Origin of the sequence: Bradyrhizobium sp. Y36 (genome assembly GCF_002531575.1) — a bacterium.
Classification (GTDB): domain Bacteria; phylum Pseudomonadota; class Alphaproteobacteria; order Rhizobiales; family Xanthobacteraceae; genus Bradyrhizobium.
The window spans coordinates 48,517-72,780 of the sequence record NZ_NWTI01000013.1; the positions used below are offsets into that span (position 1 = coordinate 48,517).

The following is a 24,264-nucleotide window of genomic DNA, read 5'->3' on the forward strand; positions in this document are numbered from 1 at the left end:
AACCGCACCTCGATACCCGGGCTAGTTTTCACGCATTGAAATTCGACAAGCCAGCGGAGTCGTCCATGCGCGCCCACCAGATCATGACCCGGTCGGTCATCTCGGTCACCCCCGACACCAGCATCGTGGAGGCGGCGAATATCATGCTGAAGCGGCATGTCAGCGGCCTCACGGTGGTCGACGATGCCGGCAAGCTGGTCGGCGTCGTCTCCGAAGGAGATTTCATCCGCCGCAGCGAAATCGGCACCGGGCGCAAGCGCGGACGCTGGCTGCGGTTCATCCTCGGTCCGGGCAAATCGGCCAGCGATTTCGTCCACGAGCATGGTCGCAAGGTTGCCGAGGTGATGACGGATTCGCCCGTCACCATCACGGAGGATACGGCGCTCGCCGAGATCGTCGACCTCATGGAGCGCAACAACGTGAAGCGGCTGCCGGTGGTACGCGGCGACAAGGTCGTCGGGATCGTATCGCGGGCCAATCTGCTGCAGGCGGTGGCTGGGCTTGCGCGCGAAGTGCAGGATCCAACGGCGGACGACGACCACATTCGCAGCCGCATCATCGACACCATGGAGAAGCACGACTGGTGCCCGTTCGGGCTGAACGTCATCGTCCGCGACGGCATCGTTCACCTCAGCGGCGTCATCACCGAAGAGCGCACGCGGCAGGCCGCGATCGTTGCTGCGGAGAACGTCGAGGGCGTGAAGAAGGTGCACGACCATCTGTGCTGGGTCGACACCATGTCGGGCATCTACCTGAATTCGCCCGAGGACGACGAACTCTCCAAGGCGAGCTGACGCGCGTCAGCTCGGAATGACGGCGGTGGCCTCGATCTCGACGCGCGCCGCCTTCTCCACGAGGCGCACCACCTGCACCAGCGCCATCGCGGGGTAATGCGCGCCAAAGATGGCGCGATAGATCTTGCCGAGCTCCTTCAGGTTGGACAAGTACTCGTCCATGTCGACGACGTACCAGGTCAATCGCACGAGGTGCTCGGGCCGCGCGCCGGCCTCAGCCAGAATCGCGGCGATGTTGCTCAGGGTCTGGCGCACCTGTCCGACGAAACCGTCGGCGAGATGCTCCTCGACATCCCAGCCGATCACTCCGCCGGTGACGACGATGCGTCCCTCTGCGGCCATGCCGTTCGCATAGCCCTTCGGCATCGGCCACCCCGACGGCTGGAGCACCTGCACCCGCGAACCGGTGTCATCCTCGGCAGCTGTCGACAGCACCGCAAGCTGCGGGCCTTTCGGCGTCATCACGGACAATGCTTCATCCTTCTCTCATTCCGCCGCGACGCCTGAGGATGTCACGGCCGCCTGGGCCAGTTGCCGCAAGGCAAATCGCTTCAATTTTCCAGTCTCGGTCTTCGGCAGCTGAGTCACGAACTCGATGGCGCGCGGATATTTGTACGGCGCGATCTCGCGTTTGACATGTTCCTGCAGCTCGGTCACGAGCTTTGCGTCCGGCGTCACGCCAGCCGCCGCGATGACATAGGCCTTCACGATCATGCCGCGTGCTTCATCCGGCGCGCCCACCACGCCGCACTCGGCAACCATCGGATGCGTGAGCAGCGCCGCCTCGACGTCGGTGCCCGCGATGTTGTAGCCGGCCGACACGATCATGTCGTCGGAGCGGGACTGGTACCAGAAATAACCGTCGCCATCCATGAGATAGGTGTCGCCGGTGATGTTCCAGCCGTTCTGGACGTATTTGCGCTGCCGCTCGTCCGCGAGATAACGGCAGCCGGTCGGACCGCGCACGGCAAGCTTGCCCATCGTGCCTGGCGGCAGGTCGCGACCGTCGTCGTCGACGATCTTGGCCTCATAGCCCGGCACGGGCTTTCCGGTCGCGCCCGGGCGGATCTCGTCCTCGGTCGCGCTGATGAAGATATGCAGCAACTCGGTCGAGCCGATCCCGTCCATCAGCTTGAGGCCGGTGGCCTTGAGCCAGGCATCGAAGGTCGGCTTGGGCAGTGTCTCGCCGGCGGAGACGCATTTTCGCAGCGAGGAGATGTCGCGGCCGGCGAGCTTGCCGATCATGGCACGGTACGCGGTCGGGGCCGTGAAGCAGACCGTGATCCTGTGCTGCTCGATCGCCGTCAGAATATCGTCCGGCGTCGTCTTCTCCAGCACCACGAAAGAGGCGCCGATGTGCATCGGAAACAGCACGCCACCGAAGCCGAAGGTGAATGCGAGCGGCGCCGAGCCGACGAAGCGATCCTTCTGCTGGGCGCGCAGGATGTTGCGCGCATAGCCGTCGCAGACCGCGAGCATGTCGCGGTGGAAATGCATGGTGCCTTTGGGGTCGCCTGTCGTGCCCGACGTGAAGGCGATCAGGCAGACGTCGTCGGAGGCGGTGTCGACGGCCTTGAACTCCGCACTCGCATCGGCAATGAGAGCTTCAAGCGAGTCCGCCGCGCCATTGCCCCAATAGACAACCCGCTTGAGATTCGGCGCCGCAGCCTTCGCCTTCTCCATTTCCTCGGCGAGCTTGCCGTCGCACAGCGCCAGCGTGATCTCCGCCTTCTGGATCGGGTAGGATAGCTCCTTGGCGCGGAGCAGCGGCATCGTCGCCACCACGATGCCACCGGCCTTGATCACCGCGAGATAGGTCGCGACCATCATCGGGTTGTTGGCCGAGCGCAGCAGCACCCGACCGCCGCTCACGAGACCGAGCTTGCCGACCAGCACGTTGGCGATGCGATTCACCAGCGCCTGCAGCTCGCGATAGGTGTAGCTGACGGCGGGGCTGATGACGCAGGGCGCGTCCCCATGACCCTGCTCGACCCAGCGATCGAGGAAGGAGCTGACGCAATTCAAGCGTGGTGGGTAGTTCAGCTCCGGCCGCGTGAAGATGAATTCGGGCCACAGCTCCCGCGGCGGCAGATGCTGCTGCGCAAACCTATCGACATGGGCCGTCGCGGCATTGCCGTCATGCGAGCCCTTCACTTGAACCTTGGCGGCGTTGGCCATCGCACGCTCCTTTCAGCATGGATTGCACCCGGCAGCACGATCTGGAAAACATTTTAGGCTTAAAACAATTCGGCGCAATAGCGGATTTTGGGCATGGCGTGCTTTTTCCTGCGGCAAAAGGGATTGGGCGGCCTGCCGGCCCAGCGCTTACGGCCGGCGACGGGCGGCCGATTTCTGCGCCGAGGCCTTGGTCTTGGCGAGCAGCCGCATCAATTCGCGCACATCTTTCGGCGAAAGGTCAGCAAACAGATCGGCGATCCACGTCTCGTGCTCCGCAGCCATTCGTCGGAACTCGGCGCGACCGAGTTTTGTGAGGCGGATCACCTGGACACGACGGTCCGTCTCGGACGTCCGCCGGTCGAGATGGCCGGATTCCACGAGGCGCTCGACGAGACCGGTGACGTTGCCGTTCGACACCATCATGCGCTTGGAGACATCAGACAGCGTCATGCCGTCAGGCGCCTTGTCGAGCTGTGCCATCAAATCGAAGCGGGGCAACGTGACGTCGAAGCGGTGCCGCAGCCGGCCCCGGACCTCACCCTCGATCAGCGTCGTGCAGGTCAGAAGGCGCAACCACAGCCGGAGCTCGTCGGCGTGATCTTCAGGCGTTTCGACGGCCTTGGTCTCGGAATCGAGCATCGCGGTGCAGTCACTCTCGGCGGGCATTGGCGCCGGCACGGATTCCCCAACATTTTGAGCTTCAAATAAATCGGGTCCGGCCGCAAGTCCAAAGCTGCAACAATCGACCGCACGTCAACTTCTTTAGGCTTCAAATAATTGGCGCGCCACTTGCATGCGCCGCTGCCCGCAGGATGCCGAACGTTTGAGCGCTGCTTGCCGCGGCAGCCTTCATCGGCATAAGCTTGGATTGGAGTAGCGGCTTGCAGCGCTCGCCGATAGTCACGAGGGGACAGATCATGAAGACGCAAATGACCTTGGCCGCAGCCACCATGCTGCTTGGCACGGCGATGACTCCCGCCCTCGCCCAGGAGAAGATCAAGCTGGGCGTGATCGTGACCCTGTCGGGGCCCGCGGCCGCACTCGGCCAACAGGTTCGCGACGGCTTTGCGCTCGCGGTGAAGGATCTCGGCGGCAAGATGGGCGGCCGCGATATCGAGGTGATCGTTGCGGATGATGAGCTGAAGCCGGATGCGGCGGTGACCAAGGTCAAGGGCCTGCTCGAGCGCGACAAGGTCGACTTCGTGGTCGGCCCGATCTTCTCCAACATCCTGCAGGCGATCCACCGGCCCGTGACGGAATCGAAGACCTTCCTGATCAGCCCCAATGCCGGCCCGTCGACATTTGCCGGCAAGGACTGCAACCCGTTCTTCTTTGTGACCTCGTATCAGAACGACCAGGTGCACGAGATCCTCGGCAAGGTCGCGCAGGATCGCGGCTACAAGCGCATGTACCTGATGGTGCCGAACTATCAGGCCGGCAAGGATTCGGTGGCGGGCTTCAAGCTCGACTACAAGGGCGAGATCGTCGAAGAATCCTACATGCCGCTGAACACGCTCGACTTCCAGCCGGAGCTGTCCAAGATCTCCTCGCAGAAGCCCGATGCTCTCTTCACGTTCATGCCCGGCGGTCTCGGAGTCAATCTCGTCAAACAATACCGGCAGGCGGGCCTCGCCGACAGCATCCCGGTGCTCTCGGCTTTCACGGTGGATGAATCGACCTTGCCGGCTCAGCAGGACGCAGCCGTCGGCATGTTTGGTGGAGCGAACTGGGCGCCCAATCTCGACAATCCCCAGAACAAGAAGTTCGTCGCCTCCTATGAGGCCGCCTACAATGTCGTACCCGGCACCTACGCGTTCCAGGCCTATGATGCCGCGATGCTGATCGACAGCGCGATCAAGGCCGTGAAGGGTGACCTCTCGAACAAGGATGCGGTTGGAGCCGCACTGAAGAAGGCCGACTTCACATCGCTGCGCGGCGCCTTCAAGTTCAACACCAACGGCTATCCGATCCAGGATTTTTATCTGACCAAGGTTGCCAAGCGTCCGGACGGCAAGTTCCAGACCGAGATCGTGCAAAAGGTCTTCGAGAATTACGGCGACCGCTACGCCAAGGACTGCAAGGCGGCGAACTAAAGCCGCGACTGGTTACGGGAGGACTTCAATGAGCAGCGAAATCACCGGCATCACACGGGCCAATGAGGGCATCCAGGGCATCTCCTGGAACATCCTAGGCCAGACCTATGTGCCGAAGAGCAAGACCGAGCACAGCTTCTCCTGGCACGCGACGCTGCCGCCGGGCACCTTCGTGCCGCCGCATATTCATCCCGACCAGGACGAATATCTCTATATGCTGGAGGGCAAGCTCGACTTCATGCTCGGCAATTCCGAGGCGCAGGCGACTGCGGGCGACCTGATCCGGCTCGGCATGGGCGTGCCGCACGGCATCTTCAACAAATCGGAGCAGACAGCAAAAGTGCTGTTCTGGGTCTCGCCGACCAAAAAGCTGTTCGACCTGTTCTGGGGCCTTCACAACATGAAGGAACAAAAGCCCGAAGACGTGGTGGCGATGGCGGCCGAGTTCAACATCCACTTCCTGCCGCCGCCTCCCGGCGCCGGCTAGCGGCGGGCCTCAGGCGCGCACCGCTGCAAGCCCCGGCACGGCGGCGAAACCGGCCTTGGTGGCATAGCCGCGCACGATGGCCTCGCGTTGGGAATAGCTCAGCACGTTGTCCACATTGTCGAAACCGTCGGGGGCAAGCTGCTCGACGGCATCGATGACGCCCTCGGGACCGCCGCGCCGGTTGGAGCGGACGATATCGGCCGTCATCGGCAGGCGCTTCTTCTCGTATTCGAGCAGTGCCTGGCGCGGATGCTCGGCGCGCACCAAAGCGTCGGCAAGGCAGCGCGCGTCGAGGATCGCCTGCGAGGCGCCATTCGAGCCGACCGGATACATGGGATGCGCGGCATCGCCAAGCAGCGTGACACGTCCAGACGACCAATAGGGCAAGGGATCGCGATCGCAGGTCGGATATTCGTAGAATTCGGGCGTCGCCGCGATCAGGCTCCTCACGTCGATATGGGGGATCGAGAAGCGAGCCACGTACGGCATCAGCTCCTCGCGGCGACCGGGCCGCGACCAGTCCTCCTTGCGCGGCGGCGGGGCGTTACCTTCGCCAACCTTCACCAGCACGGCCCAATTGGTCAGGCGGCTCGCCGGGCTCGATCCCTCCGCGATCGGGTAGATCACCACCTTGGCATTGAGCCCACCGGCGACGATCATCGATTTGCCGGTGAGGAACAGCGGCCAGTCGCGCGCACCGCGCCAAAGCATCAGGCCGTTCCAGCACGGCGGGCCCTCGTTCGGAAACAGCGTCTCGCGAACGCGGGAATGAATGCCGTCGGCGCCGATCAGGATATCGCCGCGCGCGGTGTGAACGTGCGCGCCAGTGCGATCGAAGAAATAGGCGGTGACGCCGCCCTCGTCCTGCGTGAAGGCACCGAGCCGGCAACCGGTGTGGATGGCATCAGCCCCGAGCCGTTCCTCGACGGCGCGATGGATGACGCCCTGGAGGCGGCCGCGGTGGATCGAGAATTGCGGCACGTCGTGGCCGGCGTCGATCCCGCGGGCTTCGCGCCAGACCTCCTGGCCATGACGGTTGAGATAATAGAGCTGGTCGGTGCGAACAGCGACGTCGTCGAGCTTCTGGAGCAGGCCGAGCCCGGCGAGCTCGCGCATGGCATGCGGCAGCGTGTTGATGCCAACGCCAAGCTCACGAATGGTGTCGGCCTGCTCGAAAATCTCGCAGTCGAGGCCACGCGAACGCAGCATCAAGCCGGTGGTGAGACCACCGATACCACCACCGACGATAATCGCCTTCATCGCCTTTACTCCACTCGAAACACAGGCAATGGGTTAACGTCGCACGGGCGGTCACTCCGCCGCAAGCGGCTTTGTCGCCTCCGCCTTGAGCTCGGCCCGGGTCTTGGGCTTAGCCTTAATTCGCAGCTCGTCCATGTCCTGCCGATCGCGGACGCTGTTGCGGAAAATCTGATCCATTCCGGGCAGATATTGCGGTGGGCAGAACGCGTCCTTGGCCCCGTACCAGGCCGCCGCCCTCATGGTGAAGAAGGGATCGACCAGATGCGGCCGGCCGAGGGCGACAAGGTCTGCCCGGCCGGCGGCCAGGATGGTGTTGGCCTGGTCCGCCGTCGTGATGTTGCCAACGCACATCGTGGCCACCCGCGCCTCGTTGCGGACCTGGTCGGAAAACGGCGTCTGGAACATGCGGCCGTAGACGGGCTGCGCATCGCGCACGGTCTGCCCGGTGGAGACGTCGATCAGATCGACGCCGGCCTCAGCGAAGGCGCGCGCAATCGCCACCGCATCGTCGCCGGTGATGCCGCCTTCGGCCCAGTCGGTCGCGGAGATACGTACCGACATCGGCTTGTGCGACGGCCAGACCGCACGGAGCGCCTCGAAGATCTCCAGCGGGAACCGCAGCCGATTTTCGAGTGAACCACCATACTGGTCCGTGCGCGTATTGGTCAGCGGCGAGATGAAGCTTGCGAGCAGATAGCCGTGGGCGCAGTGCAGCTCCAGCATGTCGAAGCCGCAGCGTTCGCCGCGCTCGGCCGCAGCGACGAAGGCATCCCTCACCGCATTCATGCCGGCACGATCGAGCTCCCGCGGCACCTGACTGTCGGGAAAATAAGGCAGCGGCGATGCCGAGACCACGTCCCAGCCGCCCTCCTCAAGCGGGCGGTCCATGCCGTCCCACATCAGCTTGGTCGCGCCCTTGCGGCCGGCGTGCCCGAGTTGCAGGCAGATCTTGGCAGCCGAGTTGCCGTGGACAAAATCCACGATGCGCCGCCAGGCGGCCTCCTGCTCGTCGTTCCACAGGCCGGCGCAGCCGGGCGTGATACGGGCCTCGCGGCTGACGCAGGTCATCTCGGTGAAGATCAGGCCGGCCCCACCGATTGCGCGCGAGCCATAATGCACGAGATGGAAATCGGTCGGCACGCCCTCCTTCGCCGAGTACATGCACATCGGCGACATCACGGCGCGATTGACGACTTCCATCTCCCGCAGCCTGAACGGCTGGAACAGCGGCACCACCGGCTTTGAGGTATCGACGTCAAAACCGCTGTCGCGAACCTGCTTGGCAAACGACTTCTCGACTTCGGCCACGAAATCCGGCGCGCGGAGCTTCAGATTGTCATAGGTGATCGCCTTCGAGCGCGTCATCACGCCAAAGGCGAACTGCACTGGGTCGAAATCCCAGAAGCGCTCGACATGCTCGAACCAGACCAGCGAGACGTCGGCGGCGTGCTGGGTCTTCTCGACTTCCTCGCGGCGGCCGTGCTCGTAAACGTCGAGCGCAGCCTTGATGTCCGGCGCCTTTTCCATCGCCTCGGCCAAGGCGATGGCGTCTTCCATCGCGAGCTTGGTGCCGGAGCCGATCGAGAAATGCGCGCTCGCCTTGGCATCGCCAAGCAGCACCATGTTGTCCTTGACCCAGCGCTTGCTGCGGATCATCGGAAAGTTGCGCCACATCGAGCGGTTGGTGAGCAGCTTGTGCCCGTCGAGGAACCAGCCGAAAATCTCGGCCATTCGCGCGGCGGACTGGCTCTCGTTCAGGCCCGTCAGACCGGCGCGTTCGAACGTTTCAGGGTCGGTCTCGAAGATCCAGGTCGAGTGCCCAGCCTCGTATTGATAGGCGTGGGCAATGAACGGCCCCCACTCGGTCTCCTGAAAGATGAAGGTGAAGGCATCGAGCGGCCTGGTCGAGCCCATCCAGGCGAACTTGTTGGAACGGAGGTCGACCTCGGGCTGAAAGTGCTCGACATATGTCTCGCGGAATCGGCTGTTGATGCCGTCGGCGATCAGCACGAGATCGGCGTCGGCGAAGCGGGATTCGTCATCGACATCAGCCTCGAAATGCAGGACCACGCCGAGTTCGCGCGCCCGCTGCTGGAGGATCAACAGCAGCTTCTGCCGCGAGCAGCCGCAAAAGCCGTTGCCGCCGACCCGGTGCACCGTACCGCGAAAATGCACCGCGATGTCGTCCCAGTACGCGAACTCCTGGGTGATGCGGCGATAGCTCGGCAGATCGTGCTTTTCGAAATTGTCCAGCGTGGCGTCGGAGAACACCACGCCGAAGCCGAACGTGTCATCGGCCCGATTGCGCTCGTACACCGTGATGTCGGCGCCCGGGCGCTGCTTCTTGAGCAGGATCGCAGCGTAGAGACCTGCAGGTCCGCCACCGATGATCGCGACTTTCATGGGAGCCTCGCCAATTCACCCGGCCATGGAAACTATTTTAAGCCTAAAATAATTTCGCGCAAGTCCCCGCTGCTGGCCTCAGCACAGGCTCGGCCGGCCTAGTCGCCCCGGAAGACCGGCTTGACCTTGTTGGCGAAGGCTTCGAAGGCGCGCTCGAAATCGGCCGTGGTCATGCACAGAGCCTGGGCAACGGCTTCCGCCTCGATCGCCTCTTCCACCGACATTGCCCATTCCATCGCCAGCATCCGCTTGGTCATGGTGTTGGCGAAGGTAGGCCCTTCCGCGATCTGCTTCGCCAGTAATTGGGCCTGGGGAAGCACCTGCTCCGGCGTGACGATGCGGCTGAAGAAACCCCAACGTTCGCCTTCCTCAGCAGTCATGAACCGGCCGGTGTAGAGCAACTCGGAGGCACGAGACTGCCCGATGATCCGCGGCAGGATCGCGCATGCCCCCATGTCGCAGCCGGCCAGCCCAACCTTGTTGAAGAGGAAGGCCACCTTGGCCCCGCTCGCAGCTAAGCGCATATCCGAGGCCATGGCGACGATCGCACCGGCGCCAGCACAGATGCCCTCGACTGCGGCGACGATCGGCTGCGGGCAGGCCCGCATCGCCTTGACGAGATCGCCGGTCATCCGCGTGAAGGCGGTCAGCCCCTTGGTGTCCATCTTCACGAGCGGGCCGATGATCTCGAACACATCGCCGCCGGACGAGAAATTGCCGCCTGCACCGGTCACCACGATGGATTTGACCGCGTCGTCGAACGCACAGGCACGGAAGAAATCGGTCAGCTCCCGGTAGCTCTCGAACGTCAGCGGATTCTTGCGCTCGGGTCGATTGAGCGTCACGGTGGCAACACCGTCGACAACCGCCAGCAGGAAGTGCTGCGGCGAGTAATCCGCGAGCGGCACGGTGACGGGATTGACTGGTCTGCTCATGCGATCTCCTTGGGTGTCTGTTCCGCGCCGCTAGATTTCGCCGCCTGCGACTGCAATGGCCTGTCCGGTAATCGCGCTGGCGCCCTGCCCGCACAGCCAAAGCACGGAATCCGCCACCTCTTGAGGCGCGATCAAGCGCCCTTGCGGATTGTGCCTGGCCAGCTCGGCGATGGCCTGCTCGCGGCTTCGTCCCGTCTTATTCATGATGTTGTCGATACTGCCGGCAACGAGGTCAGTGTCGGTGAATCCGGGGCAAACCGCATTCACGGTCACATGGCTGCCGGCCAGCTCCAGGGCAAGCGAACGAACGAGCCCGACCGCGGCGTGCTTGGCCGCGGTGTATGCGCTGACATAGGCATAGCCCTTGAGGCCTGCGGTCGACGCAACCACGACGATACGGCCATAGGGACGGTCCTTCATGCCCGGCAATACGCCGTGGATGGCATGGACGACGCCCATGAAATTGATGTCCATCATGCGCGCAAACAGGGCACTGTCGGACTTCGCAAAAGGCGCGGATTCGGCGCTGCCCGCATTTGCGATCAGGATATCGATCGGCTTGCGCGCATGGGCCCCGACGATGGCGGCCTTCAGAGCGATCTCGTTCGTGACGTCGGCGACGGCCGCGAAATGCGCAGCGCCTGCGTTGACGGCTTCTTCAAGCCCCGCCGCGTTGCGGCCGACAATCGTCACAGTGGCGCCGGCGCCGACGAGAGCCGCCGCGATCGCAAGACCGATGCCGCGGCCGCCACCGGTTACCAGCGCGTGCGGCGAGTGCGGCAATCCGGACATGCGCTGGCTCCCTCGGATCTCATGGTCGTCTTCCGATATATTTTAACCTTCAAACTTTTGCAATGAAGACGCCGCTCGCCGGCGCGAATGCCGCGCCACGAAACGCGGCCCGGAAATTGCTTTAAGTATAAAATTATCGCTTCCCATCGCCGAAAGGCCTGTTAGCATCCATGGGCCAAGCAGAAGGATGTCGCGTGTCGCAGCCTGTGCCCATGATAACAAAGGACGGGCGCTTCGCCTATGAAGCCGCAGGCGATCCGGGCGCGATCCCTCTGGTTTTCCTGCATGGCATCGGCGGCGCGGCTCGGAGCTGGCGACAGCAGCTGGCAACGTTCGGCAACCGCTTTCGCGCGATCGCATGGGATATGCCGGGCTATGGCGGCTCGGCTCCGCTCGCCAGCGTCAGCATCGCTGCCCTGGCTGATGCGCTCCAGCAATTCATCGAACAGCTCGGCGCAACAAGACCCATTCTGGTCGGCCATTCCATCGGCGGCATGATCGTGCAGAAATGGCTGGCGCAGTTCCCGAAACTGGCTCGCGCGGTGGTGCTGGCGCAGACCAGCCCCGCTTTCGGCAAGGCCGACGGCGATTGGCAGAAATCCTTCATCGCGGCGCGGCTTGGCTCGCTCGATCGCGGCGCGACCATGACGTCGCTGGCGCCTTCGCTGGTGAAAGAGCTGGTCGGTGACGATCCGGATCCCGGGGGAATGGAGCTTGCGCGCGCGTGCATGGGAGCCGTGCCCGAGGCAAGTTACCGCGCCATGATGCTGGCTTTGATCGGGTTCGACCAGCGCGGCACGCTGAAGGACATTTCCGTTCCGACGCTGTTGCTATCCGGATCCAAGGACAACAATGCCCCGGCGCCGATGATGGCGAAGACGGCGACTTACATCCCGGGGGCCGAATATGTCGAGCTCGCGGGCGTCGGCCATCTCGCCAACCTCGAGCGTCCCGACGCCTTCGACGCGGCGCTCGGCCGATTCCTCAATTCCGTGACGACCAAAGCGTAAGGTGATTGCGCGATGACCATGCAAGTCAGCAAGACGATAGGCGCAACCGGCAAGGTCGCGCTGGATGTCCCGATCTTCGATCCCGTCGCCTTCCGCCTCAGCGATGAGCAAGCCGGCATCATTGCCCGCGCACGGGAGATCGGTCAGACCGTGTTTGCCGATCGCGCCGCCACCTACGATCGCGAGGCGATCTTCCCGACCGAGAATTATCGTGACCTGCATCGCGTCGGCCTGCTGGGCATTGCCGTTCCCAAGAAACACGGCGGACTTGGCGCGAACTACCAGACCTATGCCTTGGCCGCCGCCGAGATCGGCCGCTATTGCGGCGCGACCGCGCTGACCTGGAATATGCACGTCTGCTCGACCCTTTGGTCGGGCCCGCTGGCCGACGATCTCGACATGGATGCAACGACCCGCACCGAGCACGAACGACGCCGCGCGGTCCATTACAAGCGGATCGTCGAGGACGGCGCGATCTATTCGCAACCCTTCTCCGAGGGCGGTGCGGCGGCCGCCGGCGGCGTCGCCTTCGGCACGGAAGCAAGGCCGGTCGAGGGCGGCTGGATCGTCAACGGCAAGAAGATCTTTGCATCGCTTTCCGGCCATGCCGACTATTACGGCGTGCTCTGCACCGAGATCGAAGAAGGTGAGAAGGCCTCTCGCCGCAACACGCTCTATCTCGCGATATCGGCCAAATCGGAAGGCGTTTCGGTCGTCGGCGACTGGGATCCGCTCGGCATGCGCGGAACGGTTTCGCGGACGCTGCTGTTCAAGGACGTGTTCGTCCCCGAGGACTCCGCGCTGATGCCGCGCGGCGTCTACTTCCAGGCCGCGATGCGCTGGCCGCACATGTTCCTGACGCTGTCACCGACCTATATGGGCCTCGCGCAGGCCGCCTATGACTTCACCGTGCGATACTTACGCGGCGAAGTGCCTGATATGCCACCGGTCAAGCGGCGGATGTATCCGACCAAGCAGATCGCCGTGGCCCAGATGCAGATCAAGCTCGAGCAGATCAAGGGGATCTGGTTCCAGGCGGTCACGGAAGCCTGCGCCAATCCGAGCAAGGAGCAGGTGCTTCGGGCCTATGCCGCGCAATATTCGGTGATGGAAGGCGCCAATGAGCTCGCGGCGCTCGCGATCCGCACCTGCGGCGGCCAAGCCATGCTTCGCTCGCTGCCGCTGGAGCGGATATACCGCGACAGCCGCTGCGGCTCGCTGATGCTGCCCTGGACGGCCGAGCTTTGCCTCGACCGGATCGGCCGCGAGGCGCTGTACGAAGCCGGCGAGACGGACGACTGACGGTGGACCTCTGCAGTCTGATCGATCGCAACGCGGCGTTTTCGCCAGACAAGACGGCCATTACCTTCGAGGGGGAACGGCTCAGCTATGTCGCGTTCGCCGCGCGTATCGAACGGACCGCGACGGCATTGAAACAGGAGCTGGGTGTCGGCCGCGGCGATCGCGTTGCGATCCTGAGCCTGAACCGGCCGGACTATCTGGTTCTGCTCTACGCATGCGCGCGGCTGGGTGCGATGCTGGTGCCGCTGAACTGGCGGCTCGCGGTCGCCGAGCAGCTCTTCATTCTCACCGACGCCGGTGCAAAGGTGCTGGTGCTCGAACGGGCGTTCGAGAGCATTCTTTCCGAGCTTGCATCGGGGACATCCGTTGTCGGCCTCGACTTCTCGCCGCCTCGCGGCACGACGTTCGAAAGCCTGCTGGCGCGCAGCGACGGCACCAGCCGCAATCCGCACACCGATCTCTCCTGCCCGTTGCTGATCGTCTACACCTCGGGAACGACGGGGCGGCCGAAGGGCGCAGTGCTGCGCCAGGAGGCGCTGTTCTGGAACGGCGTCATGAGCCAGCACATGCACAACATGACGTCGGACGATCACGTGCTGACCGTGCTGCCGTTCTTTCATGTCGGCGGCCTCAACATCCAGACGACGCCGGCGCTGCAGCTCGGCGCGACGGTCACGATCCACGCCCGATTCACGCCGGACACGGCGCTCTCCGCGATCGAAGACGAACGGCCGACGCTGACCGTGATGGTGCCGGCGATCATCCAGGCCGTCAGCGAGCATCCCGCCTGGGCAACCGCCGATCTCTCCTCGCTCAAGGCCGTCGCCACCGGCTCGACCATCGTGCCGCCACATCTGATCGAGCGTTTCGTCGCACGGGACATTCCCGTGCTTCAGGTCTACGGCTCCACGGAAACTTGCCCCATCGCCGTCTACACACGCCTTGGCGGCGATCTCTCGCGGGCGGGATCGACCGGACTTGCCGGCCTGTGCTGCGAAGCCAAGGTGGTCGATCATTCCGGCCACGAGGTGCCGGCTGGCACGCCGGGCGAGATTGCCGTGCGCGGCCCCAACGTGTTCTTCGAATATTGGGGCAACGAGGCCGCAACGCGTGACGCGCTGCACGACGGCTGGTACCGCACCGGCGATATCGGCCTGTGCGACGCCGACGGCTATTTCTGGGTGCGCGACCGCAAGAAGAACATGATCATCTCAGGCGGCGAGAACGTTTACCCGGCCGAGATCGAGCGCGTTCTGCTCGAGCACCCCGATGTCAGCGAATGCGCCGTGATCGGACGGCCGGACCCGCGCTGGGACGAAGTGCCGATCGCCTACGTGATCCCGCGATCCGGTCGCCAACTCGAAGTGGACGACCTGAGAGCCCAGCTGCAGGTGCAGCTCGCGCGCTACAAGGTTCCGCGAGACATCGTTTTCGTCAAAGACCTGCCGCGCACGGCTCTGGGCAAGGTCCAGCATTTCCTGCTGAAGCAGCTTGATGCGCAGTCACGTGCGCAAGGAGAAGCATCTTGAAAATTGCGGTTCTTGGCGGGGGAAACGGCTCTTTCGCGGCCGCGGGCGATTTTGCGCTGTCAGGGCATGAGGTGCGGCTTTGGCGCCGTGATGCCGACCAGGTCGCGGCGCATCGCGCCGCCGACTCGCGCATCCTGGTGAAGGACCACAACGGTCGCCACGACGTGAGGCTCGCCCTGGTTACGACCGATATGTCTGAGGCGGTCGATGGCGTGGAGCTGATCCTGTGTCCGGCTCCTGCCTTCGCGCAACCGGATATCGCCCGCCTGCTCGCCCCGCATCTGCAGGACGGTCAGGTCTTATTTCTGCCGCCGGCGACATTCGGCTCGATGATCTTCGCCCAGGCCGCGCACGATGCGGGGAACCAGGCTAAGGCGAGCTTTGCCGAAACCGGTACGTTGCCGTGGCTCACCCGCAAGCACGGACCGTTCGAGGTCGCCATCACCATCCGCGCCAAACGGCTGCCGGTCGGCGTATTCCCGCTCGACCAGGCGCCGCACGCCCTCGAAGTGATCGGGCGCGCCTTTCCCGATGCGATCGAGCCGTGCGGAGACGCATTGTCCGGCGCATTGATGAATGCCGGCCCGATCATCCATCCGCCGCTGATCGTGATGAATGCGGGCCCGATCGAGCATTTCGAACGCTGGGACATTCACAAAGAAGGTACGCAAATCGCGATCCGCCGGGTCACCGACGCGCTCGACGCCGAGCGGATGGCGGTGCGCGAGGCGCTCGGCTACGGCGCGCCGCACTTCCCGCTCGCCCATCACTACGCCAGGGAAGGCGAGATCTGGATGTATGGCCGCGGCTCGCACGACCGCCTGACCGATTCCGGCGACTGGCGCGAGCGGATCGTGCTGACGGAGCATCGCTACATGCGCGAGGATCTGCGGCTGGGGCTGTCGCTGCTCGTCTCGGTCGCCGGCCTCGCGGGCGTATCCACGCCATTGGCCAAGGCCTTCCTGTCGATCGGTGGCGCGATCTGCGGCGAGGATTTTGCGCAAGGCGGCCGCACGCTCGAGACGCTCGGGCTCGACAAGCTCGGCAAGGCCGAACTGCAGACGCTGCTTCGCAATGGATTCTGACCGATGACCAGTCGCACCAACATTGCCTGTCTCGGCGCCGGCCGCATGGGTCGCGGCATCGCCGTGGCGTTCGCCTACGCCGGGCACAAGGTCACAATGGTCGACATCAAGGCTCGCTCCACGGAGGAGTTCGCCAAGCTGGAGGCGGACGCACTCAGTGAAGTCAGAAAGACCTTCGCCAGCCTGTCGACGCTGGGGCTATTGACCGAGGCGGATGTTGATCCGCTGATCGCGCGGGTCTCGGTGGTGCCGGCGAGCCAGAGCGGCGCGGCGTTGGCCGGAACCGGAATAGTCTTCGAGGGCGTCCCCGAGGTCGTCGAGCTCAAGCGCGAGGTGCTGGGGGCGGCTTCAAGGCAAGTCGGCCCCGACACGATCATCGCGTCGACTACATCGACCATCCTCGTCGACGATCTCTCGGGTGCGATCGTGAACCCGCGCCGCTTTCTCAACGTGCACTGGCTCAACCCCGCCTACCTCATTCCGCTTGTCGAGGTTTCACCCGGCAAAGCCACCGATCCCGCCATCATCGACGAGGTCAAGGCTCTGCTCGAAGGCATCGGCAAGGTGCCGGTTGTCTGCGCAGCGACGCCCGGCTTCATCGTGCCGCGCATCCAGGCACTGGCGATGAACGAGGCCGCACGCATGGTCGAGGAAGGCGTCGCCAGCGCCGAGGAGATCGACAAGGCGATCCGCTACGGGTTCGGCTTCCGTTACGCCGTGCTCGGGCTGCTCGAGTTCATCGACTGGGGCGGCGGCGATATCCTGTACTACGCGAGCCGTTACCTCGAGGGCGCACTCGGCAGCGACCGCTATCGGGCGCCGGAGGTCATTTCCCGCAACATGCATGAGGGGCGGATCGGCCTGCGCACGGGTGCCGGCTTCCTCGACTACTCCGGGATGGATGTCGATGCGTATCGCGTGAAACGGCTCCAAGCCATGGTCGACCTGCTCCGGCACTTCGACCTCGCTCGGCCGCCCGTGGTCGACCGCGGCTAACCGAAGACGTCCTGAAGCACGCCTTCCCGCACCACCGCCACGCCATCGAGCTCGATGGTCGTTCCCATCATCGGCAGATCGAAATGGCCTGCCGTATAGCGGCCGGCGAATTCGTTGGCACCGGTCGAGAACAGGAAATTGCCGGAGACGGCGCGAATTTCCGTACCGTTGGTGTCACGCTGGTCGTACATCGACAGCGCTTCGTAGCGTGCGCCCGGATTCATACCGAAGCCGACATGCGAGACCGCATAGGCCTCGCGGTCGCCCCAGGCGGCGAGATAGGCGCGCATCATCGCGGCATCCGTGCCCTCGCCGGCCAGATCGACGACATAGTCGTCCTTTAGCGTCATTGTCACCGGTGAGGCCAGATAGCGCTTGAACGTCAGATTGATGTCGCCGGGCGCCATCACGAGCGTGCCGTTGATGGTCCCGCTCTTGGGAAAGCTGACGACGATGCCGCCGGGCCAATGCGCGAGCGTGCCGGGCTTGTCGGTCCAGCCCCACACACCGACCGTGGACGCGCCGACCATGTCGACATCCAGCGCCGTTCCGGCCTTCGAGGTCACCCGCATCCGCTTGGTCCCCCGCAGCATCTTCGCTGCCGCACGAACCCGCTTCTCGAGCGCCGAATCCGGCACCATCCGCTCCAGCGCCTCGGGGTGCTCATTCGAAATCACCAGGATCCGCGCGCCGGCCTTGAGGATCTCCGGCGTCTCCACCGCGTGCATCAGGCCCTCGATGGTGCAATCCACCACAAAGCCGGCCTGCTGCAGGGCAGTGATGACCGGGCCCAGCTTCTGGATCGCCTCGCTCGCTCCCGTCGAACGAACCGGAACGATATTCCGGTTACGCGGCGTCGGCATCACCACGTGAAACGGCCGTGCGCCCATACGCAGCAGGGCAAGCTCGGCCAGATGCACATTCAACGCGCGCGACTGCGTCTCCGAGAGAATTGCGGCGGTATCGCCTGCCTTGACGGCGCATCGCTCAAAGATCTCGCAAAATGCGTCGATCCATTTTGCCTCGATGCGATCTGCCAGCATGGGTCACTCCCGGTCTTGTTTCTTCTTCGTTCAGATCACGCTTCTAGAAAACCCCGCAGCAGGTAAGCCCGCAGCGCGCCCAGCAGGGCGTTCAGGATCAACCCCAACAGCGAGATCGTGATTAGCGGCACAAACATGTCGACGGCCTGAAAAGTTCGCGCCGCAGTCACGAGCGCGTGCCCCAATCCGTCCGTCGACGTGATCATCTCGGCTAGAAACACCACGATGCAGGAAATGACAAGGCCGATCCGGCACCCGGTCAAGATCGACGGCATCGCCGCCGGCAGTACCACCTTGAACAGAATTTCGGCGCGCGACGTTCCCGCCGCCATGGCCGACCAGATCAGTTTCTGCTCGACGGTCGAGGCACCGTAATAGGTCGAGAGCAGGATGGGGAAGAGCGCGTCTGCAGTCACCAGGGTTATCTTCGATCCATGGCCAAATCCAAGAAGCAGCAGAAGCGCCGGATAGAGCGCGACCTTTGGCAGTGGGGCCAAGACGCGGACGATCGGTCGAACCACCGAATTGATCGCTGGACTGGCGGCGGCGGCGATGCCGATACTGACGCCGAGCACAACCGCAATCGCGAACCCGGCAAACAGCCGGATGAGGGTTGCCGCGATCTCCTGCTGAAACGTCCACGTCGCGAGCTGCTGAAGCAGCCTGCTGAAGACGATGCCCGGCGGGGGCAGCAGGACCGCAGGCGCAAAGCCGAAGGACACCAGCCCCTGCCACAGGGCGATGACCAGTGCGATCGGGGCGATCCCGAGAAGCATGTTCGGAGAGAGAAGGCGCACCATCACGAGAAGCTCAGCGGCAGGTCGAACTGAGGCTCTGACCAGCGCACCAGCCTGGCCCGAACCCTCTCAAAGATCGCGTCGAAGCAAATGCCCATGGCGCCCACGATGATGATCATCGCGAAGACGGTGTCGTACTGGCCCATGTCGAGCGCGTTGAACAGGATGTTGCCGGCACCGGACTGGCGGGCGATCATCTCGCTCGTGATCATCGTGATCAGCGCCAGCACCAGGCCCGTGCGGCATCCGGTCAAGATTTCCGGCAGCGCCGCCGGCAGCACGATCCGCACCAGCCGCTGGGCCGGCGACAGCCCCATCGCGGCGCCCGACCACAGCATCTTCTCCTCGACGGCCTTGGCACCTTCGAAGCTATGGTAAATCACGGGAAGGCTGACGCCGAGGAAGATCACCAAGGTTTTGGTGACGTCGCCGACGCCCAGCCACAGCATGATGATCGGCATCAAGGCGGCCTTCGGCACCGGATAGATCACCATCAGGAGCGGATTGAAAAAGGCCGCAACGCTTCGGCTGCGTCCCATCAACAGGCCCAGCGGGATCGAAATCAGCACCGCCACGCCAAACCCGAGCGCCATGCGGCGAAGCGAGGCCAGGATGTTGATCAGGGATTCCTTGTCGCCGAGAATATCGGGAATCGCGCGGATCGCCTCGATTGCCGTGGGGAAACTGTCATTCTTCAGCACAAGCGAGGCTGCCTGCCACACCGCCAGCAACCCGATGCAGGCTAGCACCGGAGCAGATCGTCTGAGCAAGGTGGCCGGTGACATCATAGGGCAGGCCCGGCTTCGTCGCTTTCATCGAACATGCGCTCGATATCGACGACGTACTTCTGATAGCGCGGGTCGAGCAACAGCTCGTTGCGGCGGCGCGGCCGCGGCAGATCGATGTCGATGACTTCTCTGATGCGACCGGGAGATTTCGACATCATCACGACTTTGTCCGACAGGAAGACGGCCTCGTCGACCGAGTGGGTGACGAACAGCACCGTCTTGCGGTCTCGTTCCCAGATGTTCAACAGATCGTTCTGCAAGCGGGTCCGCGTATGGGCGTCGAGCGCCCCGAACGGCTCATCCATCAATAGGACTTCGGGATGGTAGGCCAGCGTGCGCGCCAGCGCGACGCGTTGCTTCATGCCGCCCGACAACTCCTTGGGATAGAAATGTTCGTACCCCTTGAGGCCGACCATCTCGATCAACGCCCGGCTCTGCGCCTCTGCCTCGCTGGCGCGCACGCCCTGCTGACGCGGGCCGTACATCACATTGCCGAGCACGGTCTTCCACGGAAATAGCGCGAACTCCTGGAACACCGGTCCGCGATCCGGACCGGGCCGCGTGATCGCCTGCCCTTTCATCCTCGCCGCACCGCTGGTCGGGTTGACGAAGCCGCCGACGATGTAGAGTAGTGTCGACTTGCCGCAGCCCGACGGACCGAGGATCGAGACAAAGGCTCCCTCCTCGATCGTCAGCGAAATTTCCGAAAGCGCCAAATGATCCTTGCGCGCCGAGGTCTGAAAGACCTGCGAGACATGGTCGATCTCGATGATTGCAGAAGCCGGCTCTTGTGATGTCACCGGTCTCACCCATTCGCTCGATCTCGCAGGCACTGCAGTCATTCCGTCGCTCGCATTACCGTGAGACACGGGCTTAGCAAGAACTCTGCCAGACAGACGATCGTTTGCGCACCCGTGCGATGCGTCATTCGAACCACGGCCACTCTGCCGGGCCTTCATGTGTCACGGCTCCGCCCGGCGCCTGCCCAACCAATCGCGCATATTTTGCAAGAGCACCTGCGCGGTGACGCGGCGCACGCTGCTTCCAATCCCGCCGCCTTGCGGCGAGTTCCTGCTCATCGAGCAGGATGTCCATCCGCCGGTTCGCGGCATCGATCCGGATCCGGTCACCGTCCCGAACGAGCGCCAGCGGACCGCCGACGAAAGCTTCGGGAGCCACGTAGCCGATGCACATGCCGCGGGTCGCGCCGGAGAACCGGCCATCGGTGATCAGCGCCACTTTTTCGCCCATGCCCTGCCCGTAGATCAGCGCCGTGACGCCGAGCATCTCACGCATGCCGGGGCCACCGACCGGGCCCTCATTGCGGATGACGAGAACCTCGCCCGCCTTGTAGCTCCGGTCGCGAACGGCTTTGACGCAAGTCTCCTCATCCTCGAACACCCGCGCCACGCCTTCGAAGAACTGGCTCTTCAGGCCGGCGACCTTGATCACCGCGCCATCGGGGCAGAGATTTCCCTTCAGCACCGCCACACCACCATCAGGCATGATCGGTGCACGAGACGCGTAAACCACCTCGCCGTCCGGCGCGTTCGCCGCGCCGTATTCTTCAGCAAGCGTGCGGCCAGTGATGGTGATGCAGCTGCCATCGAGATGGCCGCTCTGGATCAGTTCACGGATTACCACGGCGGCGCCGCCGATGTCGTAGACATCTTTTGCGGTGTATTTGCCACCCGGCCGCAGGTTTCCAATCAACGGCGTTCTTGCAAAGACCTCGCCCACGTCATCGATCGTGAACGCAACGCCGGCCTCGTTCGCGATCGCCGGCAGATGCAGCGCTGCGTTTGTCGAGCCGCCCGTGGCAGCGACGATGGCCGCGCCGTTCTCGAGAGACCTCCGTGTCACGATGTCGCGTGGCAACGGCCCGCCGCGTTCCACCATTTCCATGATCAGGCGCCCAGCCCGCCGCGAGATTTGCGCACGCTCCGCATAGACACCTGGCACCATCGAGGCGTTGGGAATGGTCAATCCCATTGCCTCCGAGACCATGCCCATGGTGTTAGCAGTGAACTGGCCGGCGCAAGCGCCGATCGTCGGCAGGCAGGCCCGCTCGATCCGCTCGAGCGTAGCGCCGTCGATCTCGCCAGTCATGAAGCTGCCGACGGCCTCATAGGAGTCGAGCACCGTCAGCGTACGACCGTCCACGCGCCCCGGCAGCGAGCTGCCGCCGTAGATGAAGATGGACGGCACGTTGCAACGGACCATACCCATCATGACGCCGGGAAGCGTCTTGTCGCATCCGCCGTATCCGATCAGCGCGTCGTAGGCCAGACCATGAACGACAGCCTCGATCGAATCGGCGATCAGCTCGCGCGAAAACAGCGAGAACTTCATGCCCTCGTGGTTCATGCTGATGCCGTCGGACACCGAAACGGTCGAAAATTCACGCGGCGTGCCGCCCGCCTCCTCGATGCCGGTCTTGGCCGCAGCCACCTGGAAGTCGTGGGTCATGTTGCAGGGCGTCTGCTCGCCCTTCATGCTGACGACGCCCACCATCGGTTTTGCAATCGCAGCGTCGTCGAGCCCCATGGCACGCATGAATGCCCGGTGCGGGGCTCGGTCGAGGCCGTCCGTCGTCACTCGTGATCGCAACTTCTTCATGCGTGCATCTTCTTCATGCGGCGGCCTGGAGAGCCGGAATGCCGCGAGATCCTCGGCCGGTACGTTCGCGCGGTCGCCTATTGCAGGGGAGCAACGATCGTCGGATGTTTGAACTGCGCGACATCCAGCTTGGGCAGCATTCCGGTCTCCGCGTAGATGTCGAGCATCTTCTGGATCGCCGGGAAGTTCGGCGCCGCCCCCGGATCACGGCCGAAATCGTTGTCCTTCAGCAGGTAGGTCTCGAGCACCGGGATGGGCGCCTTCAGCACTTCGTTGACGACCTTGAGAGTCTCCTCGCGGTTCGCCAAGACCTTCTTCATGCCCGAGGTGATGTCGCGGACATAGGCCTTAACGAGTTCCGGGTTCTTGTCGACGAAATCGGCGCGGCAGGCCTCCAGGATGTGCACGATGTTCGGCATGGCCTCGGACAGTGAGAACAGCTTCCGGGTGCCGCCCTTCGCCTCCGCGCGCGCGGCAAAAGGCTGATTCATGTTGACGGCGTCGACACGGCCCTGGCGCAGCGCATCCTCCGAGACTGCGAACCCGACCTCGACCAGCTTGATATCCTTGGCTGGATCGACACCATTCTGCTTCAGCAGCAGGTTGAACGGACCTTGGGTGCCGCCGCCAATCACGGAAATGCCGACCGTCTTGCCCTTGAGGTCGGCGATTGTCTTGATGGGCGAGTCGTCCTTGACGGCCCAATAGACCGAGAAACCGCCAGGCTTCTCGAACACATGCTGCGCTACGATGTAGGCCTTGAGATTGCCGCCGACCACACCGTTCGCGAGCGACAGCGGCGCCTGCGTCGCGCAGTCCAGCGCGCCCGCTGCCAAGGCCTGCGTCATCGGCGCGGTGCCCTGAAACTGGGTCCATTCGATGTTGTAGGTCTTCCCGATATTGGGAAATTCGGCCGCGCGGCGCATCATCCAGTACTTGGATTCCTCGGCCGGGATGGTCCAGCCGACGCGGATCGTCTGCTGCGCCCATGACGGGGCTGCCCCCGCGCTCACGGCGGCCGCCGTCCCCAAAGCCAGGATCCACTTCGAAACGGTTCGCATCGTGCCCACTCCGCTGCTCCGGCGCCGACCGGCGCCAACCAACCCGACCGCCTCAAATGTTTCATGGTTCAAACAATCAGGCAAGCCATGCGGCTCCGACGGTTTCGCTGGCCGAACCGCAATGTATGGTGGGACCGCGTTTGCGCTGCGACAGAAGGAGGCAACCTATGGCTGATGCGAGCAAGGCAAACCCGCAAAACGCCGAGAGGCTCGGCTATATCGGGCTCGGGCTGATGGGGACGCCGATGACCCGGCGCCTGCTCAAGAACGGCCATCAGGTCAATGTCTGGAACCGTTCGGAGGGCAAGCTCGCTCCGCTTGTCGATGCGGGCGCCAAGCGCGCGGGCACGCCTCGCGATCTCCTCGCAAATTCGGACATCGCCTTCATGTGCGTGACGGATGCCGCGGCAGTAGCGGAGGTGATCTTCGGCCCCGAGGGGCTGGCGGCGGCACCCGGCGCAGGCAAGCTTGTCGTCGACTTCTCGTCGATCCATCCTGACGCTGCGCGTCATCTCGCCAAGCGACTGAAGGAAGCCAATGGCGCTGGCTGGATCGATGCGCCCGTTTCCGGCGGGACGAAAGGCGCCGAGGAAGGCACGCTTGCGATCATGGCGGGTGGGGAAGCAGACGATATCGAGCGAGTCCGGCCCTACATGCTGGCCATGGCGCGCAGGTTCACCCATATGGGCCCGACCGGCGCCGGTCAGACCACAAAACTCTGCAATCAGGTCATCGTCGGTTGCGCCATGGCTGTCCTTGCCGAAGCCACGCGCCTTGCCGTCAACGCGGGAATTGATGCCAATCGGCTTCCCGAAGCGCTCGCCGGCGGCTTTGCGGATTCCATCCCGCTTCAGCTCTTCGTGCCGCGGATGGTCCAGAGCATTCACTCGCCACCGCTGGGACACATTGCCACGATGCTCAAGGATCTCGATACGGTTGCTGACGTCGCACAGGCGACGTCGACGCCGGTGCCGATGGCCTCGCTTGCGGGACAGCTATTCAGGTTGGCCAAGGCCGCCCGCGGCGCCGAAGCGGACGCACTGGAGATCTACAAACTTTCAGCGGCAAAGGCCTGAGCCCGTCGAGCGCGCC

At 63.9% G+C, this 24,264-nt stretch carries 22 protein-coding genes; 9 read left to right on the forward strand and 13 right to left on the reverse strand.

The window, feature by feature from the left end; all coding sequences use genetic code 11:
• Positions 1–65: 65 nt before the first annotated feature.
• On the forward strand, positions 66–794 hold the full coding sequence (locus CO669_RS21140; RefSeq protein WP_097662013.1) for a CBS domain-containing protein: 729 nt from the start codon (positions 66–68) through the stop codon (positions 792–794).
• Positions 795–800: 6 nt separating this feature from the next.
• On the opposite strand, the gene CO669_RS21145 is transcribed toward CO669_RS21140, so the two are convergent.
• The 3 genes from CO669_RS21145 to CO669_RS21155 all read right to left on the reverse strand — a co-directional run bounded on the left by CO669_RS21145 (position 801) and on the right by CO669_RS21155 (position 3,638).
• Positions 801–1,259, reverse strand: coding sequence for a RidA family protein (locus tag CO669_RS21145; protein ID WP_097661877.1), 459 nt, complete (start codon positions 1,257–1,259; stop codon positions 801–803).
• A 21-nt stretch (positions 1,260–1,280) separates the two neighbouring features.
• The gene (locus CO669_RS21150; RefSeq protein ID WP_097661878.1) at positions 1,281–2,972 is read right to left on the reverse strand and encodes a benzoate-CoA ligase family protein; all 1,692 of its coding nucleotides are present in this window, start codon (positions 2,970–2,972) and stop codon (positions 1,281–1,283) included.
• A gap of 147 nt (positions 2,973–3,119) precedes the next feature.
• The gene (locus CO669_RS21155; RefSeq protein ID WP_198964159.1) at positions 3,120–3,638 is read right to left on the reverse strand and encodes a MarR family winged helix-turn-helix transcriptional regulator; all 519 of its coding nucleotides are present in this window, start codon (positions 3,636–3,638) and stop codon (positions 3,120–3,122) included.
• 251 nt (positions 3,639–3,889) lie between these two features.
• Between CO669_RS21155 and CO669_RS21160 the strand changes: the two genes are divergently transcribed.
• Both CO669_RS21160 and CO669_RS21165 read left to right on the forward strand, forming a co-directional pair.
• Positions 3,890–5,065, forward strand: coding sequence for an ABC transporter substrate-binding protein (locus CO669_RS21160; RefSeq protein ID WP_097661879.1), 1,176 nt, complete (start codon positions 3,890–3,892; stop codon positions 5,063–5,065).
• Positions 5,066–5,093: 28 nt separating this feature from the next.
• Positions 5,094–5,552, forward strand: coding sequence for a cupin domain-containing protein (locus tag CO669_RS21165; RefSeq protein ID WP_092215923.1), 459 nt, complete (start codon positions 5,094–5,096; stop codon positions 5,550–5,552).
• 9 nt (positions 5,553–5,561) lie between these two features.
• On the opposite strand, the gene CO669_RS21170 is transcribed toward CO669_RS21165, so the two are convergent.
• The 4 genes from CO669_RS21170 to CO669_RS21185 form a co-directional block, all read right to left on the reverse strand.
• Positions 5,562–6,812 carry a flavin-dependent oxidoreductase gene (locus CO669_RS21170; RefSeq protein WP_097661880.1) on the reverse strand — a complete coding sequence of 417 codons (1,251 nt, stop codon included), beginning with the start codon at positions 6,810–6,812 and terminating at the stop codon, positions 5,562–5,564.
• Positions 6,813–6,863: 51 nt separating this feature from the next.
• Entirely contained in the window at positions 6,864–9,215 is a 2,352-nt protein-coding gene (locus CO669_RS21175) for a bifunctional salicylyl-CoA 5-hydroxylase/oxidoreductase (protein WP_097661881.1), read from the reverse strand.
• A 98-nt stretch (positions 9,216–9,313) separates the two neighbouring features.
• On the reverse strand, positions 9,314–10,150 hold the full coding sequence (locus CO669_RS21180) for an enoyl-CoA hydratase family protein (protein ID WP_097661882.1): 837 nt from the start codon (positions 10,148–10,150) through the stop codon (positions 9,314–9,316).
• A gap of 30 nt (positions 10,151–10,180) precedes the next feature.
• Positions 10,181–10,942 carry an SDR family NAD(P)-dependent oxidoreductase gene (locus CO669_RS21185; RefSeq protein ID WP_097661883.1) on the reverse strand — a complete coding sequence of 254 codons (762 nt, stop codon included), beginning with the start codon at positions 10,940–10,942 and terminating at the stop codon, positions 10,181–10,183.
• A gap of 194 nt (positions 10,943–11,136) precedes the next feature.
• Between CO669_RS21185 and CO669_RS21190 the strand changes: the two genes are divergently transcribed.
• The 5 genes from CO669_RS21190 to CO669_RS21210 are packed head-to-tail and all read left to right on the forward strand — an operon-like array spanning position 11,137 to position 16,864.
• A complete protein-coding gene (locus CO669_RS21190) occupies positions 11,137–11,952 on the forward strand; it encodes an alpha/beta fold hydrolase (RefSeq protein ID WP_097661884.1) in 816 nt (271 codons plus the stop codon).
• Between the two features lie 12 nt (positions 11,953–11,964).
• Entirely contained in the window at positions 11,965–13,254 is a 1,290-nt protein-coding gene (locus CO669_RS21195) for an acyl-CoA dehydrogenase family protein (RefSeq protein WP_097661885.1), read from the forward strand.
• Positions 13,255–13,256: 2 nt separating this feature from the next.
• Positions 13,257–14,783, forward strand: a complete 1,527-nt coding sequence (locus CO669_RS21200) for a class I adenylate-forming enzyme family protein (protein ID WP_097661886.1) — start codon at positions 13,257–13,259, stop codon at positions 14,781–14,783.
• On the forward strand, positions 14,780–15,868 hold the full coding sequence (locus CO669_RS21205) for an NAD/NADP-dependent octopine/nopaline dehydrogenase family protein (RefSeq protein ID WP_097661887.1): 1,089 nt from the start codon (positions 14,780–14,782) through the stop codon (positions 15,866–15,868). The genes CO669_RS21200 and CO669_RS21205 overlap by 4 nt, the downstream gene beginning before the upstream one ends.
• 3 nt (positions 15,869–15,871) lie before the next feature.
• Positions 15,872–16,864, forward strand: a complete 993-nt coding sequence (locus tag CO669_RS21210) for a 3-hydroxybutyryl-CoA dehydrogenase (protein ID WP_097661888.1) — start codon at positions 15,872–15,874, stop codon at positions 16,862–16,864.
• On the opposite strand, the gene CO669_RS21215 is transcribed toward CO669_RS21210, so the two are convergent.
• From CO669_RS21215 to CO669_RS21240, 6 genes are all read right to left on the reverse strand, one after another.
• Positions 16,861–17,907, reverse strand: coding sequence for a 2,5-dihydroxypyridine 5,6-dioxygenase NicX family protein (locus CO669_RS21215; RefSeq protein ID WP_097661889.1), 1,047 nt, complete (start codon positions 17,905–17,907; stop codon positions 16,861–16,863). The genes CO669_RS21210 and CO669_RS21215 overlap by 4 nt on opposite strands.
• Positions 17,908–17,942: 35 nt before the next feature.
• Complete coding sequence (locus tag CO669_RS21220; protein WP_198964160.1) at positions 17,943–18,707, reverse strand: ABC transporter permease; 765 nt, start codon at positions 18,705–18,707, stop codon at positions 17,943–17,945.
• Positions 18,707–19,492, reverse strand: coding sequence for an ABC transporter permease (locus CO669_RS21225; RefSeq protein ID WP_097661891.1), 786 nt, complete (start codon positions 19,490–19,492; stop codon positions 18,707–18,709). Before CO669_RS21225 ends, CO669_RS21220 begins: the two co-directional genes overlap by 1 nt.
• The gene (locus tag CO669_RS21230; protein WP_097661892.1) at positions 19,489–20,334 is read right to left on the reverse strand and encodes an ABC transporter ATP-binding protein; all 846 of its coding nucleotides are present in this window, start codon (positions 20,332–20,334) and stop codon (positions 19,489–19,491) included. Before CO669_RS21230 ends, CO669_RS21225 begins: the two co-directional genes overlap by 4 nt.
• 82 nt (positions 20,335–20,416) lie before the next feature.
• Positions 20,417–22,111 carry a dihydroxy-acid dehydratase gene (gene ilvD / locus CO669_RS21235; RefSeq protein ID WP_097661893.1) on the reverse strand — a complete coding sequence of 565 codons (1,695 nt, stop codon included), beginning with the start codon at positions 22,109–22,111 and terminating at the stop codon, positions 20,417–20,419.
• A gap of 77 nt (positions 22,112–22,188) precedes the next feature.
• The gene (locus CO669_RS21240) at positions 22,189–23,172 is read right to left on the reverse strand and encodes an ABC transporter substrate-binding protein (RefSeq protein WP_198964161.1); all 984 of its coding nucleotides are present in this window, start codon (positions 23,170–23,172) and stop codon (positions 22,189–22,191) included.
• 167 nt (positions 23,173–23,339) lie between these two features.
• On the opposite strand from CO669_RS21240, the gene CO669_RS21245 reads away from it, so the two are divergent.
• Positions 23,340–24,248 carry an NAD(P)-dependent oxidoreductase gene (locus tag CO669_RS21245; RefSeq protein ID WP_198964178.1) on the forward strand — a complete coding sequence of 303 codons (909 nt, stop codon included), beginning with the start codon at positions 23,340–23,342 and terminating at the stop codon, positions 24,246–24,248.
• The last annotated feature ends 16 nt before the right edge of the window (positions 24,249–24,264 follow it).